The organism is Lachnospira hominis (ex Hitch et al. 2025) (assembly GCF_040096395.1).
Classification (GTDB): Bacteria; Bacillota; Clostridia; order Lachnospirales; family Lachnospiraceae; genus Lachnospira; species Lachnospira hominis.
The window spans coordinates 1-15839 of the sequence record NZ_JBBMES010000027.1; the positions used below are offsets into that span (position 1 = coordinate 1).

Consider the following 15839-nt stretch of genomic DNA (forward strand, 5'->3'; position numbering starts at 1 on the left):
GTTTCTCAAGTTATCGCGGCAGTCGCCAAGGTCTCGTGCAAGCACGGACTTTGGCTCGTTACACGCGTAAATAAAAAGCCCGGCATTTACGGAATAAACATGGGTTCTGTTCATTTTCCGTAAATGCCGGGTTATTTGTTTATTGTATGCCCACCGCTTTTTTTGCCAGCCTGTCGGCCTCTTCATTGCCTTCTACGCCTGAGTGTCCTTTAACTTTTACAAAATGCAGTTCTATATCATTTTTTACTGACTGAATATAATCGTAGTATGCTATAGTTCCGGCTTTATTACGCTTCCATTCACCTGTTGCCCACATCTGAATTCCCATATAATCATAATAAATATCAAGCGACCTGATTCCCAGCTCTATCGCCTTTTTTACTGCCGCCATACTGCCAAGCACTTCTCCTGCAACATTTCTCATTGATGCCATATCAGCATCGTTTCCACTTCCCATAAGTTCATATCGTTCACCTTTATACTCTATAAATCCGCCATAACCATATACTGATGTCGATATATTAAATGAACCATCAACAAATGCAAATGCTTCCGACCTGACATGACTGCATTTTGCCGCACTCATATATTCATCTGCATCCTCTCTTGTCGTAAAACTTTTGTACTGTGCTCCTGCAAAGCCATGAACCTGTGTTTTACATGCTTCCCACGACATATATATTCCAGGTTTTCTTCCGGCACGCACTGCGTAAAATTTCTGTGCCATAAAAATTATTTCAGCTTGAATATTTCCTCAAGCTCTTCCTTTCCTTTGAAACCTATAGATGTAATCTCCGGTTTTCCATTTTTAAATAAAATAAGTGTAGGAATACTGACAACCATAAATTTCTGTGCGAGCACCATTTCCTCATCTACATTAACTTTTCCAACCTTAATTTCAGGATGTTCTTTTTCTATCTGCTCGACTACAGGTGACATCATCATACATGGACCGCACCATGATGCCCAGAAATCAATAAGAACAGGCTTATCGCTATTTTCAACTTCCGTATTAAAATTATTCTGTGTTATAACCATAATAAAACCTCTTTTCTGAATGTTTTTTTATATCTGACAAACCGTTTATATTACGGAATGTATTGTGGAATTATTATACCCATATGGCTGTTATAAAATCAAGAAAATTATATACTTTGTGCCATGCACATTTTCCCCCACCCGGTAGCATCATCTGGTATATTCATTCCATTAAGCGGTAAGGCTCCCTTTATAAGATGTGCCTTTAATTTTTCGCCATAAAGAAACAAGTCATTGCCACGCACAATTCCCCATTCCATTAGAAGTGCTGATGCTCCAGTAACAAATGGTACTGCATATGACGTACCGCTTACTATAGTCCTTTCATCTATACGCACATTTTCCCCAGGTGCCACTATGTCCGGCTTTACTGCAATTCCTGATTCTGACTGTGTCACATACCCTCTTCCTGAAAACGGAGATGGCGTGTTTGTCGCTGCATTGTATGAACCAACAGTTATAACATTGGATGATGTTGACGGAACCGTATAAGTAAGGGAAGAATCCGGACGTGTAAATCCTGTCTCAGGATTCAGTGAAGCTGCAGCCGGAAGCCACATGTCAAAGAAGCCGGTTCTTATTTTATCCGGTATGAAATTAATTCTCCACAAGCCTGATGTTATATAATTATTTACCGGAACAATATCTATATATATTTCCTGCCTCATGCTGAACGGAAGCGGCTGTGCATAATAGCACAGCACTTTTTCCGTCCCGGTACTTACCGTGTTCAATGTATTATATCGGCTAATACGTCCCAGATTTATGCCAGCCGGAGTTATTACCTCAATATTAAAATCATCCCAATAATCTTTCCATATCTGGATATTAAGTGATGTCTCGTATTCAGAAACAGCTATCTGGACGTATTGTTCCTCTCCCTGTCGAAGCCTGCCTGATGTATGTCCTGCTCCAAGCCCCTCATTGCCGCTTCCGACACATATTGCACATTTCCATGATGCAGAAGCTGTATTAATAAAGCTTTCCTGAATTGAGCTGCCACTGTGATCACCATAATTATTGCCATAGCTTATATTTATTGCTACAGGTTTTCCCAAATCTGCAGCTTTTTTTATACAAAAATCAACCCCTTTAATAAGCTGCGTTGTACCAGAAAATGATGTTCTGTCTGTATTTCCCATCTTTACTACAAGAATATCGGATTTTGACGCAACACCTCTGTTACCACATGCAATTCTTGCAACATTCGTTCCATGTCCGCTTATATCAAATCCAGGGGCTCTTTGTGCACGCATCCCTTTTGGATTTTCCCCATCCAAATATCTGTCTATCTGACTGCTGTCATAAAATATATCTCTGTCCTGATCCCATATACCGATAATTCTTGTTGTTCCATTCTCATTTTTAAAATCAGGATTCGTCACATCTATTCCTGAATCTATAATTGCAGTTATAACTCCTTCTCCAAATAATCCGTATGGATTGTCAGATCCTGCCTGTACCGGTGTTATACAGGCATCTGATTTCTCATTACTCAATTGAAAATACAATCTTTTAGGCTTTTCTATAAACTGTATCTGTTTTTCCTGTGACAATGAATCAATGTATTCTTTTTTTATTTTTATAATTGCATATCCACCCAGTAATTCATATATTTCCATACCCGGATATTTTGCTGAAAATTGTGATAAATCCTGTGTATATTTAACTATAATTTCCCATATACCTGTTTCTTCATCTACTCCTGCCGATAAATCAGGCGATTTTGCCCTATCTTCCTGCGTTGCCTGCATGCTGACATTTAACAGCGTTTCCAGCTTCTGATTTGCCATATATGCTCCTTTTTTATATTTCATATTATTCTTATTCCGATAATTACAAAATATATCATATCTGCTTTAAATCTATAATATGCAAACATTAAAAAAGTACCTGCCTGATAAACTTCCCAAAAATATACAGAAACTATATGACAAAGGACATGAATAAATGATTTTTTCTACATCAAACTAGAATTTTTCAATTCCATCTGACATATGATCTTTCTCAGTTATTTTGCGGATAACCCGGCATGGATTTCCAGCTGCCAGACTATAGGGTGGAATATCTCTTGTCACAACGCTTCCTGCACCAATTACACACCCTTCTCCTATGGTGACACCACCGCAAACAACCACATTAGATGCCAGCCAGCAATTATCTTTTATAGTTATTGGTTTCGCATATTCAAGATTATAAAAACTGCCATCTTCTCTTTTTCGGATATTGCGTTCTTCTGGTAATAATGGATGCATAGGAGTTGCCAATGTGACATTGGGACCAATCATCACATTATCCCCTATATGTATTTCGCATACATCTAAACATGTAAAATTAAAATTAGCAGAGCTGAATTTTCCAAAGAACGTATTACATCCATAATCAAAATAAACAGGTGCCTGTAAATACGGAAGTTCCTCTGTTGCCGACAATAATTCTCTCAATATCTGCATTTGCTTTTCTGAGCAATCTTCGTCCGTCAAATTATATTTTCTTGATAATTTACGTGCATTCAGACGTAATTGTTCTAATTCCTTATCCGTTGGATCATACAACTCTCCGTTTATCATTTTTTCTCTTTCTGTCATTCCTGATAACCTCCAATCCAAAGTTATAATTAGACGTTTAAAAACGCCACCGGCCGCATAAATACTGCATTTTTTATTACTAAATTAACTCCTCTCCGGCAATACTTTCGGAGATAATATTTTCTATCGTCTGCCTTCACCCTTTGACAGCAATATAACCAAATAATAAATAATTCCAAATACAGCTATACTTCCAATCATAATGCCAATCATCTGATTTACACTTACAACATTTCCATGAAATACCGGATTGCAATCAAGAGTGTCTCTTATCGCTTCAACCATTTCACCCGGATAATGTTTTCTCTCCATCTCCCTGAATACTCCGTGAAGCATATGATTCTTAATCAATGAAGTGGCATATGTACTCGGAAAATAAGACAGTGCCTTCTGGAGACCTGATCCAAAATTTGAAATCGGCATATAAGCTCCACATATAAAACCATAACCTGCACTGACAATTGTACCCACAGCCGAAAGCTGTCCCTGTGTTGTCAATGGAAAGCTAATGATACTTGAAAGCGTACTTCCAAACAGGACGAGCATTATCATATCAAATAAAACCCATAATACATCTGCTGTATTCATATACCAGCCCATTTTAAGTAAATATCCCAGGCATAATACAAACGCAAGTCCATTGACCATCAAAGAATTAGCAACTGTTGAGAGAAAATATCCCAAATAGATTTTTCCCCTGCTGACCGGTGAAACATTAAAATCCTTCCTTGTTCCATTCGCCTTGTCCTGCACCATAGTCAGATTCACACAGAATGTTACAGTGATACAGCTCACTGCCATAAGTGATGCTGTCAGCTGTGCTGCCACGGTTCCATTAATGAGCTCATCCGAAATCGTAATCATATCCGGAATTGCTGCTGTAAAAGAATCTCTGAAAACCTTTGCAAGAAACGTAGCATACAAAACAATCAGAATGACGGGTGTGATCATTGATGTAAACAACATACCTTTATCTTTAAAAAAGAGTTTTCTGTTCCTGTTCATTAATGCCAATACTGTTCTCATCAGCGTTCACCTCCAAGCTTCTTTCCTGTGACTGCAAGAAATACATCATCCATACCGCCTTTTACTACCTCATAATCCCTAAACAGCTCCTGATTTTCTACAATAAGCTCCGTTGCTTCCTGCGTATTTCTTACTTTTATCTGATATCCGTCACATATTTTTTTATATTCTCTGTTCAATGTCTTTATTTCATCTTCGGAAACACCGTAAACAGACACGATATCCTGTACATAATCATTTTTAAGTTCAAACGGTGTACCTTGTGCTGCAATACTTCCTTTGTCAAGAATCACAACATACCCGGCATTAGCAGCCTCTTCCATATAGTGTGTAGTCAGAAATACTGTCATATTTTCTGTTTTCTGAAGTTTCTCAATAACATTCCAGATTAACTGCCTTGTCTGCGGATCAAGCCCTGTAGTAGGCTCGTCAAGAATCAAAATCTCCGGTCTGTGCAATAATGCACGGGCAATATCAATTCTTCTTCTCTGACCTCCCGACAGCTTACCTACAGGCCTGTTTAAAAACTCGTCAAAATCCAGAATCTCGACCAGCTCCTGTAATCTCTTATCAAAAGCCTTTCCTGTAATGCCATACAAAGCAGCTCTGCTCATTAGGTTCTCTTTCACCGTAAGCGGTTTATCAAGTGCACTATCCTGAAATACAACACCAATCATCCTTTTTGTCTGTTCACCTGCTTTGTCAGTTTCTATTCCGTTTACCTGAACCGTTCCACTATCTTTTTTCTGCAGTCCACAGAGAATAGAAATGGTTGTACTTTTCCCCGCACCGTTTACTCCAAGAAACGCAAACAATTCTCCTTTTTTCACACGAAAGCTTAAATCATTTACTGCTTTTACTTCGCCAAAGCTTTTATTCAGATGGCTGATTTTAATTATATCTGATTCCATATCATTTTCCTCCTTATTCTAATGTTGCAAGTTCGTTTTCTAAAACTTCATCCGATACAGTTCTATTCCAAGCATTGCATTATACCCTGTCGCAGCAAACACACTGAATCATATTACCATAATGAGCATAAATTGGTGCAGAGCTTTCCGATTTGCCCTCTCAATTTCATTTTTATCCATTATCTTCTTCCTCCTGTAAATAAAAAACTTCTTCCACCGCAACACCGCACACTTTTGCAATCGTTAAGGCAAGGGTAACGGACGGCGAATAATCGCCACGTTCAATCAAACTAATCGTCTGCCTTGATACACCACATAAGCGTCCCATTTCCTGCTGATTAACATTCAATGCAGCCCTGCGTTCCTTTAAACGATTTCGCAGTATCATATAGCACCTCCGTTCGACAATTTTGCTTGTCTATTTGACAATTTTAGTTGTCATAATGTATTATACCCTTGTCATTCTGATTCGTCAATGGTAAATTATTCTACACACAACCCCTCCATCAACTACAAATACTACCTTTCCTTTATCCTTATCTTCAATTTTGTCATATTAGCACATTTTGGTGTTTGATACGGCAGACAATGCTTTACTTAGAAATCCTAGTTCGCATCCACTGTTTCACAGTGACAGAGGATTCCAATATACGAACAGGACATTGCATAAAAACTGCCAGCAGATAAATTTCTGCTGGCAGGAAAAATTTATATTTTTTCAATTGTCTACTTGACAGGGAGCAGTTCATTTATTAGGTACGACAGCCCCTTGATACCCACAGTTTGTTTTTTGCTACACTCTCCCACAATCCTACCTAATTATATACCGACATGTACAAAATATCATTTTCTAATCTTTATTTCAGGATTTCTTAGACTTTTTATATGCCTGTTTGTTTTCATACATATAATAATCTGCCTTATCTAATAGCATCTGTATTGTACACTCACTATCAGCATCTGATATTGCCCATCCACATGCATAGTCGATTGGCATATTATTACCACTGCTGTTTAATCTGTCTTTTTCCCTGCTTAGCTGCTTTAATATATCCTCAATTTCCGTTTTGCTTGTATTGTAGATAACTACCATGAATTCATCTCCGCCATATCTTCCAACAAAATCTTTTTGTGGAATTACATTGCGTAAAAGCCTGGCAAAGTTCAATATAAGCTGATCTCCCTTTGAATGTCCCTTTGTATCATTAATAATCTTAAGATTATTTAAATCAAACATCATGCACGCTGTATGCTTTGCAACTGTTTCCTTATTGTTAAGAAGCACTTCACAGGCATCTTTATTTGGCAATCCCGTATGGGCATCTGTATATGCTCTTTGTTCTAACAGCTTGTTTAGTACAGACATTTTCATGGCTGCTAAGGTCTGTATAACAATCAATATCACAAGACATAGCATGTCAAGTACTGACAACAGCTCTAAAGTACGGATTTTAACAGCTATCCTTTCTGAATAGTTTTCCGCAGCGGATACTGTTTCATCTGCCATCTTAAAATATATTTCACTCATATTAACAATATCTGTATTTTGATAGCCTACTTCTCTTACTGCTTTGATTTCTTTTTTTAATTCTTCCCAGTAGTCACTTAGAATCTGTAACTTGTCATGATATTCCTTATCTTGAAGATCTACAAGATTGTATTGTCCATTCTGATATTTCAAATCATTAAGAATATCATCAAGATATTTAATTAATTCATCATTCTGGTTTTCTGTAATTTCCAGCTTCACTTCACGCTGCGTAGCTCCACGTACCAGACCTGCATAATTTATTACGCGGGCTGTACCCTGCAGCCTGCTGATATCCACCATAATAAATATAATAAGAACTATCAGTATCAATATTAAACAGCTTTGGATAATTCCTACTATATTCTTACTTTTCTTATATGATTGTTCTTCTTTCTCCATACTAACGCCTCAATAATACACAATTTTATATTTATTGTACATTATTTCATATTATTTTATTTACGCATATTATTTCTAGCTTTATCTATACCTTATTTAATTATATCTATATAATGATGAGAATGTCAAAAGTAAATTTTGCCACTTACTGATGTAACCGGACCGCTTAATTGCTATGTAATTCCCGCAATCCTCAAACACCTTAAATCTATATTATATAATATAAAAATTACATAAATAAGTCAACAAAATAGTAATAATTACTACTTTAATTATCACTTTATTGTATGTGTTATTTAATAGACTGTATGTCTAGACAGCTTAAGCTGTTATTCTGTTAACTGCAAACTGCACTTCTATTATTGTTCCTCCTGATGGATTAGGCCTGATTGCAATACTGCCATCGTGTACCCGCACAATTTCATTAACAAGTGCAAGTCCAAGACCAACACCACCAAGCTCACGGCTTCTTGATTTATCTACGCGAAAGAACGGTTCAAACACACGTTCCTTAAGTTCCTCTGGAATTCCGTTTCCCGTATCCTTTACTGACAGATAAACCTGCTTTTCCCTCTGATATGCCTCTACTGAAACCTGTCCACCTGAATGATTATATTTTATGGCATTCTCAACAAGATTATATACAAGCCTGTATATAAGAATATCACTTCCGACCATATTTACATCCTTACATTTTCCAATAAGCTTTATATTCTTTTCCTGTGCAAGCGGCTCCAGATCCGCCAATACCTCATCAACAAGTGCATTAACTATAATCGTCTCATCACGTCCCACTGTCTGAAGCTCGTGTGCCGCATTCTCAGTAAACTGCCTCTGTATCTTAAATGCCTCCGATAGACGTTCAAGCATCTTATTATACGAAACACTAAGTCTGTTCAGTTCTTTAACCTGGTTTTCTTCTATCTGAGAATCGGACAGATTCTGTAACTGCACCTCTTCAATTTTATCAGAAAACTCACCAATTGGTTTAAGTGCCCGTCCACTTATAAAATATGTAACACCGCCTCCAAGAAGTGCCAGTAAAGCTGAAATTATTAAACTATTTCTTTTATAATCTGCCTTATTATTGTACACCTGGACAGAAAAATCCTTTGCAAATTCATCCCATTTATCCTCTGGAATACTTATATATATCTGTTCTGAATCATCACCCTTATTATCCCCCTGGGCTTCAACAGCCTCCTGCAATGAATCAATGTAATACACACCATTTCTATATACAAACATTGTCAGACAACCACATATAAGTGCAATATCCCAATGCTCAGCTATCTTGTCGCTTTCTACTCTCCAAAGTCATAGTAAGCAGTTGGTTTATCACCAAAGATACCTCCTCTTACTGCCAGCACAAAGTTTCGCTTAGCAAGCACTTGATGCGTTTCCTCTATGTATGCATATTGTCAAGTGTATGTGTCATATTTTATATTCAAAATAAAAAAGGCTGCTACTCTCTAAAAAATAACAGCCTTTCTTACTATATCAGTCTTTTGGAATTTGACAATCGACATACAGAATGTGATTAACTAACCACTCTGTGAGATATTTTAAAATCCCCATAATCTGTTCATCTTGATCTTCTACCTCATCATTGTGATGTTCCATAAATTCATCAAGTTTATGTATAAATTCCTGATGTTGAACTTTCTGTGTAAATATCTTCTTATAATTAATAGATTCCATATACTGCTCTTCATCACTAAAGTGTTTTACTGTATAATTTCGAAGATTTTCTAATATTATATCAATCCTATCATATTTATCCGGTATAAACTCATCATGAAGCAGTTCATATGCCTCATCTGCATATTTAAATAACTGCTTGTGTTCTTCGTCTATCATATCTATGCCGATATAATATTCTGGTTTCATTTCATACATAAATTAATCCTACTTTCAGTTTTATTTGTTTTATGAACCTGTTCTATACGATCTAATCATAATAGGCAAATGCATTTCTCATGAATTTCCTATATTTTCTCTTTTTTAATGTTAGATTCCACCAAAACATTCCCTAATTTTCTTGGAAATATCAGAATCAACAAAACCTTTCTGCACCATGTCATCGAGCATCTCACATGTTTTTTCGTGCGATAAACCTTTCTTATATGGTCTGTCCTCAGTTAATGCCTGATAGATATCAATAGCTTCATTTCAAAAGAATTATCACTTAAACACATTCTGAATCGAATAATCATTGCAAACAATGGAATTTCATTCCACTTTTTTTAAGGACCGGTTCCATCGGCATGTTCATGATGAAACAAAATCACATTTGACACATCTGTTTTAAATGGAATTTTAGTAATATTTTTTATAATTAATGACACTATGAATCATGTGCAATACCGGAAGTCCACAGCCTATCATTACTGCCTTTTTGAATTAATCACTTTCTTCTTCGTAATAATCTCATCTCCTTAATAGTTTTCTTCATGTACTTCAAAATAGCTCTGCGGATGATTACATACCGGACATACCTCAGGAGCCTTTGTTCCTACCACGATATGTCCGCAGTTACGGCATTCCCATACCTTAACTTCACTCTTTTCAAATACCTGTGCAGTTTCAATATTCTTAAGAAGTGCACGATATCTCTCCTCGTGATGCTTCTCAATTTCTCCTACTGCTCTGAATTTGGCTGCAAGTTCAGGGAAACCTTCTTCTTCGGCTGTTTTCGCAAAGCCTTCATACATATCTGTCCACTCATAATTCTCGCCTTCCGCAGCTGCAGCCAGATTTTCCTTTGTATCACCAATTCCTGCTAATTCCTTGAACCACATCTTTGCATGTTCTTTCTCATTGTCCGCTGTTTTTAAAAATAAAGCTGACATCTGCTCGTAGCCTTCCTTCTTTGCTACAGATGCAAAATAGGTATACTTATTTCTTGCCTGAGACTCTCCCGCAAATGCCTCCTGTAAATTCTTCTCTGTCTGTGTTCCTGCATATTTGTTTGCTGCCATCTCTTTTACCTCCGTTTTCTTTACTACTTTTTCAAAATCTGATGCTGGATGCTTGCACAAAGGACATATAAAGTCATCTGGTAATTCCTCGCCTACATATTCATATCCGCAAATTCTGCAACGCCATATTGTCTGACTGTCCTCTGTTTTTCCAACCTCTTGTGGCTTAGGCTTAATATTATTCTGATAATAATCATATGTTACTGAAGGAACATTGCTTAAAACTTCCATATCGGTTATCTCACCTATAAACATCGTATGTGAACCCAAGTCCTCTGTTTTAGTAACCGTTACAGAAATGTATGCATTTGTACCTTCTGTAATATAATAAATACCATTTGTGCCCCTGGCACACTGCTCAAATGCTTCAAACTTATTGGTATCTCTTCCTGATTGGAATCCAAAATGTTTGAACAATTCAAATTGTGCCTTCTGACTTAAGACTGATACAGTAAATTTTCCGGTTCTTTGAATCATATCATGCGTATAATTTGCCTTATTTACACAGATACTTAACTGGTTTGGTTCCGAAGCTGCCTGAATGGCTGTATTAATGATGCATCCGTTATCTTTTGCTGCTTCTTTAGCGGTCAATATAAACAGCCCATAACTCAACTTATACATTGCTTTCCTATCCATGCTGTTCCTCCTTTACCTTCTCCCTGCATTTCGGGCAAATGCCTTTAAATGAAATATCATAATCCACAAATTCAATTCCATGAGTGTTATGAATTCTTTCCAGCAAATCCGGTATTTGATCCATATCCACATCAAAAACTTCACCGCACTTTATACATCTTACATGGTAATGATTTTTCAATGTAAAATCAAATCGGTTCGGTCCATCCGGAACTTCAACCTTTCTTAAGGCACCTTCCTCTACCAATATATCAAGATTTCTATATACAGTTCCTTTTCCAATTGTTGGATATGCTTCTTTTATAAATTCATACACTTCATTTGCCGTAACGTGTCTTCTCATTTCGTATACGGTATTTCTTACAAGATCTTTTTGAATGGTATTTCTCCTACTTGTCATTTGTTCTCCTTATTAGGATTAGTTCTTAATAAGGATTGTATACCACTATTATCCTGTTGTCAATAAAAATAGTAATAATTCTCATTATTATAAAATTTTTCAAACTGAGCATCTTTTTCCTGAATAACTATTTTATTTTGCGTTCAAATACATATTCTGAATCTGAAGATAAATCAGACCTAAACAAATATCCGAGTCTGTCAAATTTCTGAATCTCCACCGGATTTTCAATATTATTTTCCGCTATGAATCTGACCATTTCACCACGAGCCATCTTGGCATAGGTACCTTTTGTTACCAATTTATCTCCGGATAACTCACAAAATACAATCGTAATATATCTGTCCTGTGGTGTCAGATACTTTTCTATACATTTTGAGTATTCTTTTGATGCAAGATTAATGATAATCCTACTGTCATCGATTACTGAGCGGTATAACAATTCTCCCCAGTACTCATACAGATTTTTTGCATCTCCAATTCCAACCTTTGCCTGCATTTCAAGACGATAAGGAGTCACACCATCCATTGGTTTTAAAATGCCATAAAACGCAGACAGGATTCTTAAATGATTTTGCAAATACTCAAACTGCTGGATTTCAAACACAGATGGTGCCATATATTGAAATGCAATCCCTTCATATGCTAAAACAGCCGGAGTAAGCCTGTTATAAAGATTCATATTTTCCAATCTGTTAAAGTTCTGCTCTGCAATCTTGTCATTACATTTCCAGATAGCTTTCAGTTCTTCTTTTGATTTGCTTTTCATCCAGTTTAATACTTCTGCTGTCTTATCAATAAAAACAGGCAACTCAACCGGTGCTAAGTTATCGGTATCTACAATCATCTTTTTTGCAGGTGATAAAATAATCTTCATTATGCCAATTCCTTAAGCATATTTTCAGGATCATCTGCCGCCTTGACTTTATCATTTGCCTTTATAATGATTCCCTGCTCGTCAATAAGATATGTGGTTCTTACCACGCCCATAGAGACTTTTCCATAGTTTTTCTTTTCTTTCCAGACATCATATGCTTCAATAACTTTACGCTCCGGATCTGCTAATAGCGTAAATGCCAGTCCGTATTTTTCTTCAAATCTCTTGTGAGACGCTACAGAGTCCTTGCTTACTCCGAGAATAACAGCTCCCTTCTCAGTAAACTGTGGATAACGCTCAGAAAAGCCACATGCCTGCTTTGTACAGCCTGCCGTGTTATCCTTTGGATAAAAATATAAGATTACTTTTTTTCCTGCATAATCGCTTAATTTATGCATTTCTCCATTCTGATCCGGCAATTCAAAGTCCGGTGCTTTTTTTCCTACTTCTAACATATTTTATTCCTCCACTTCTTTCAATTCCATCTGTTTTCTTGTCCTCTTATTGCCAGAAATCATTTTATGACCAGAATAGACTGCCATAATCATGCATATCAGAGAGCCAAATGCAAAGTATTTGTGTGCTGCTTTTAACCCTTTATATCCTGTATAAAAAGTTCCAACCATTGTAACTATTGCTCCGATTGACCAATATTTATGTGCTTTCATGATACACCTCCATATTTTATTATCAACATCATAATACAACAATTTATTATTTTTCAAAACCTGCATTTTTCATAGTTTTCTTTTATTTAACAAATCACATAAGATTACTCTTGTATTGTTTTCAACTTCTTTAATCTTACAAACAACCTTATACCCTTCGGACACATACTCCTGCTCACATATTCTGCACCCTTTTCCGAGAACAGTACACTCGTTTATCTTCATACTCCAAGAATGACCATATCTACATTGCCACCATGCTCTCTTTGCTGAATTTCTTGAAACTTCCGTCAGCTTCAACTTATTTAATTTATAATCCCATTCTGTCAAAAGCTGCTTATCCGTCGTAGCCAAATCATTGTATCCGGCAAGTACCTCCCGCTCTGCACAAACAGGGCAGACCGTTCCTTTCACACGAGCATTGATAACCGACTTCCACTAGCTACCGCATCTCTTGCAATGCCACCATACATTTTGCATTGACTTCATCCGGTTGCAGAGGATAGTTTTTCTCTGACCATTCTTTGGCTATCTGTGGGTGTGTACTTTTTAGGTCATTCTTGCCTTTTATAAATATATATCCACTGCAACAAGGACATTTACTGCCGCCTGAGCGTGTAGAGATAAGCGTATTCCATTCATAACCGCAGGTTCTGCACTTCCACCAAGCCTTGCTGTTTGCAAACGCCATAACTTCGGTAGGCTTATTTTCATTCTTATCAGACCATTCGTCTGCAACTTCCGGGAACAGAGTTGCAAGGTCATTAAATCCTGCAATCACTTTGTTATGGGAGCAGTACGGGCAACCTGTTTTGTTGATGGTTCTACTCTTTACAGTGGCTATCCATTCGTGTCCTAATTTACACTTCCATATCACTTTCTTGTGTAAGCCGATAGATACCTCTGTCGGCTTGATTTCATTTTTCTCTGACCACTCCGAAGCCAATTCCGGCTTCAATGTACTTAAATCGTTAATTTCCTCAATCACTCTCGCACCGGAGCATATGGGGCATTTCTCGCCACTGGAACGAGCCTTTACGCTTGTCTGCCATTCGTGACCACAAGTACCTTTCCACCATACTTTTTTATTTGAACCGAAAGTAATGTCATCGGGTGTAAGCGGTAAGTTTTTCTCCGACCACTCCGAAACAAGTTCCGGATGTACTTCTGCTAAACTGTTATTCATAGCCAAACCTCAACCTCCTTGTGCTTAGAGTATATGAAGTTTTGGCTTTATCTTGTAGTTTGCGAATATCCGTACAAATAGAAAAGCCCTTTGAAAAAAGGATTTCTCCTCTCTCAAAGGGTAGTTTAACTTTTACTTAGAATTATCTTTTTTAATAACTAAGTTGTAATTGCTATCATAATACAGTCCAAGTTCTCTACACATTCTATCGTTCACATTATCTAACGCTTTCTTATATTCTGCATACGTTGGAGACAGAACCATCAAATTAGGAATGAATATATCGTTATAGCCTTTATTTTGTAACTTTTTCTGCATTTTTCTCTGTGCAATAAATGCCGGATGGTATTTCATTATACCGTTTTTCATTTTAGCACCTTTCCATACTTTTTCTTTTAGTCTTTCATATTCGCTTTCACTCATATCACGATAATAGGCTATCATCTCATCTGCGGTTCTGGTTTCTTGTGCAATCCCACCTATCATCTTCGCACCGATTCCCATAATAAAAGGAACTTTCAATGTCGTTTCATCGCAATATTCTAATATATTCTGTAGTGCCTGCTTCTGTTCCAAAGTCTTCAACCTTACATTAAGAAATGGTTTGAAATGACTTTTAAAATAATCTCCCCATTCTTTTCCCGGTAGCAAAGACTCAATCGCATTTTCAACGATTTGATAATCAAGTGCCTCATTTGCTCTGTCTGCGTCACCATCATCTATAAATTGCTTCAAAGCTTCAAGTTCTGAGTCCTTTAAAACTTTTTCCTGCACTTTTTCTTGATAAATACGAAGAAGAATACTTTTGTCGCCAGTTTCCAAAAGGCTCTGTATGTCTTTAATACTAATACCGAGTTTTCTATATACTGAAATCTTTTTTAAAGTTTCAACATCTTGTGCAGTATAGTTACGATAACCATTGTTATCTTTATCCACTGACAGCAATCCTTTTTCTTCATAATACTTAACTGCACGCTTTGTCATTCCAACCTCATTTATAATTTCATTCAATAACATCGGATGCACCTCCTTATGATTTATGTTGATAGTATAAGCGTATACGCTGCGTGCAGGTCAAGAGTTTTTCGTCTTTTTTCTAAAAATGGGCAATCCCGATTTCAGGACTGCCCATTCATTCTGCTAATTATGCAATTTTTTCTTGCTTGCACCGATTTCTGCATCAATTGATGTAAGTTTGATGTAAATCGCTGTTTTTTTAGTTTTTTATCAAATGAAGTATGTCCCGTCTATTTGGTAAAACGGTATATCTTTACTCTTGGACGTTTTTTTGACTTTTGTGCGTCCAAAAGATGTCATTCGCCTTCAACACATTTTTATATTGTACCTTGAAAATTTAACACTTAGATTTGACCCACCTCTCATGAATTAATAAAATACCTTTTTGGTCACTTTCCGAAGCTGACGGTTGAATCTTTCAATGGCATTTGTGGTATAAATCAAACGTCTTACAGCTTCTGGATACTTGAAATAAGTGGACAGTGTTGCCCAGTTATCATTCCAGGATTTATAGATTTTCGGGTACTTGGAATCCCATTTATCTTTGAACAATTCTAACTCATTTAAAGCTGTTTCTT

18 protein-coding genes and 3 pseudogenes are annotated in these 15839 nt (G+C 36.8%); all 21 read right to left on the reverse strand.

All coding sequences use genetic code 11. The features are described 5' to 3' along the window. Positions 1 to 139 precede the first annotated feature (139 nt). Positions 140 to 727: a ribonuclease H1 domain-containing protein gene (locus tag WMO38_RS14180; protein ID WP_349163128.1), complete on the reverse strand. Its 588-nt coding sequence runs from the start codon at positions 725 to 727 to the stop codon at positions 140 to 142. Positions 728 to 732: 5 nt separating this feature from the next. Further along, positions 733 to 1038 carry a thioredoxin gene (gene trxA / locus WMO38_RS14185; protein ID WP_349163129.1) on the reverse strand — a complete coding sequence of 102 codons (306 nt, stop codon included), beginning with the start codon at positions 1036 to 1038 and terminating at the stop codon, positions 733 to 735. Positions 1039 to 1145: 107 nt separating this feature from the next. Further along, the gene (locus WMO38_RS14190) at positions 1146 to 2831 is read right to left on the reverse strand and encodes a S8 family peptidase (RefSeq protein ID WP_349163130.1); all 1686 of its coding nucleotides are present in this window, start codon (positions 2829 to 2831) and stop codon (positions 1146 to 1148) included. A gap of 177 nt (positions 2832 to 3008) precedes the next feature. After that, positions 3009 to 3626: a sugar O-acetyltransferase gene (locus tag WMO38_RS14195; RefSeq protein WP_349163131.1), complete on the reverse strand. Its 618-nt coding sequence runs from the start codon at positions 3624 to 3626 to the stop codon at positions 3009 to 3011. A gap of 123 nt (positions 3627 to 3749) precedes the next feature. Further along, positions 3750 to 4652: an ABC transporter permease gene (locus WMO38_RS14200; RefSeq protein WP_349163132.1), complete on the reverse strand. Its 903-nt coding sequence runs from the start codon at positions 4650 to 4652 to the stop codon at positions 3750 to 3752. Then, entirely contained in the window at positions 4652 to 5563 is a 912-nt protein-coding gene (locus WMO38_RS14205; RefSeq protein WP_349163133.1) for an ABC transporter ATP-binding protein, read from the reverse strand. The genes WMO38_RS14200 and WMO38_RS14205 overlap by 1 nt, the downstream gene beginning before the upstream one ends. Positions 5564 to 5735: 172 nt before the next feature. Beyond that, complete coding sequence (locus WMO38_RS14210) at positions 5736 to 5951, reverse strand: helix-turn-helix domain-containing protein (RefSeq protein WP_186836461.1); 216 nt, start codon at positions 5949 to 5951, stop codon at positions 5736 to 5738. A gap of 474 nt (positions 5952 to 6425) precedes the next feature. Further along, positions 6426 to 7493: a GGDEF domain-containing protein gene (locus tag WMO38_RS14215; protein ID WP_349163134.1), complete on the reverse strand. Its 1068-nt coding sequence runs from the start codon at positions 7491 to 7493 to the stop codon at positions 6426 to 6428. Positions 7494 to 7814: 321 nt separating this feature from the next. Further along, positions 7815 to 8741, reverse strand: a complete 927-nt coding sequence (locus WMO38_RS14220) for a HAMP domain-containing sensor histidine kinase (protein ID WP_349163135.1) — start codon at positions 8739 to 8741, stop codon at positions 7815 to 7817. A gap of 252 nt (positions 8742 to 8993) precedes the next feature. Further along, the gene (locus tag WMO38_RS14225; RefSeq protein WP_349163136.1) at positions 8994 to 9392 is read right to left on the reverse strand and encodes a bacteriohemerythrin; all 399 of its coding nucleotides are present in this window, start codon (positions 9390 to 9392) and stop codon (positions 8994 to 8996) included. A gap of 111 nt (positions 9393 to 9503) precedes the next feature. After that, a pseudogene (locus WMO38_RS15310) lies at positions 9504 to 9656 on the reverse strand (phosphohydrolase); the annotation flags it as partial. Between the two features lie 275 nt (positions 9657 to 9931). Then, complete coding sequence (rbr, locus tag WMO38_RS14230) at positions 9932 to 10474, reverse strand: rubrerythrin (RefSeq protein WP_117947600.1); 543 nt, start codon at positions 10472 to 10474, stop codon at positions 9932 to 9934. A gap of 18 nt (positions 10475 to 10492) precedes the next feature. Continuing rightward, positions 10493 to 11113: pseudogene (locus tag WMO38_RS14235) on the reverse strand (flavin reductase family protein); the annotation flags it as partial. Next, positions 11106 to 11513: a Fur family transcriptional regulator gene (locus tag WMO38_RS14240; protein WP_118009622.1), complete on the reverse strand. Its 408-nt coding sequence runs from the start codon at positions 11511 to 11513 to the stop codon at positions 11106 to 11108. The gene WMO38_RS14240 and the pseudogene WMO38_RS14235, both read right to left, overlap by 8 nt. A 127-nt stretch (positions 11514 to 11640) precedes the next feature. Then, a complete protein-coding gene (yaaA, locus tag WMO38_RS14245; protein WP_349163137.1) occupies positions 11641 to 12390 on the reverse strand; it encodes a peroxide stress protein YaaA in 750 nt (249 codons plus the stop codon). Then, on the reverse strand, positions 12390 to 12845 hold the full coding sequence (bcp, locus tag WMO38_RS14250) for a thioredoxin-dependent thiol peroxidase (RefSeq protein ID WP_349163138.1): 456 nt from the start codon (positions 12843 to 12845) through the stop codon (positions 12390 to 12392). The genes yaaA and bcp overlap by 1 nt, the downstream gene beginning before the upstream one ends. A 3-nt stretch (positions 12846 to 12848) precedes the next feature. After that, positions 12849 to 13058, reverse strand: coding sequence for a DUF6219 family protein (locus WMO38_RS14255; protein ID WP_349163139.1), 210 nt, complete (start codon positions 13056 to 13058; stop codon positions 12849 to 12851). A 69-nt stretch (positions 13059 to 13127) separates the two neighbouring features. After that, positions 13128 to 13472, reverse strand: coding sequence for a zinc-ribbon domain-containing protein (locus WMO38_RS14260; RefSeq protein ID WP_349163140.1), 345 nt, complete (start codon positions 13470 to 13472; stop codon positions 13128 to 13130). A 28-nt stretch (positions 13473 to 13500) separates the two neighbouring features. Continuing rightward, entirely contained in the window at positions 13501 to 14244 is a 744-nt protein-coding gene (locus WMO38_RS14265; protein ID WP_349163141.1) for a zinc-ribbon domain-containing protein, read from the reverse strand. A gap of 132 nt (positions 14245 to 14376) precedes the next feature. Beyond that, a complete protein-coding gene (locus WMO38_RS14270) occupies positions 14377 to 15261 on the reverse strand; it encodes a MerR family transcriptional regulator (protein WP_186836453.1) in 885 nt (294 codons plus the stop codon). 384 nt (positions 15262 to 15645) lie between these two features. Beyond that, positions 15646 to 15839: pseudogene (locus tag WMO38_RS14275) on the reverse strand (transposase); the annotation flags it as partial.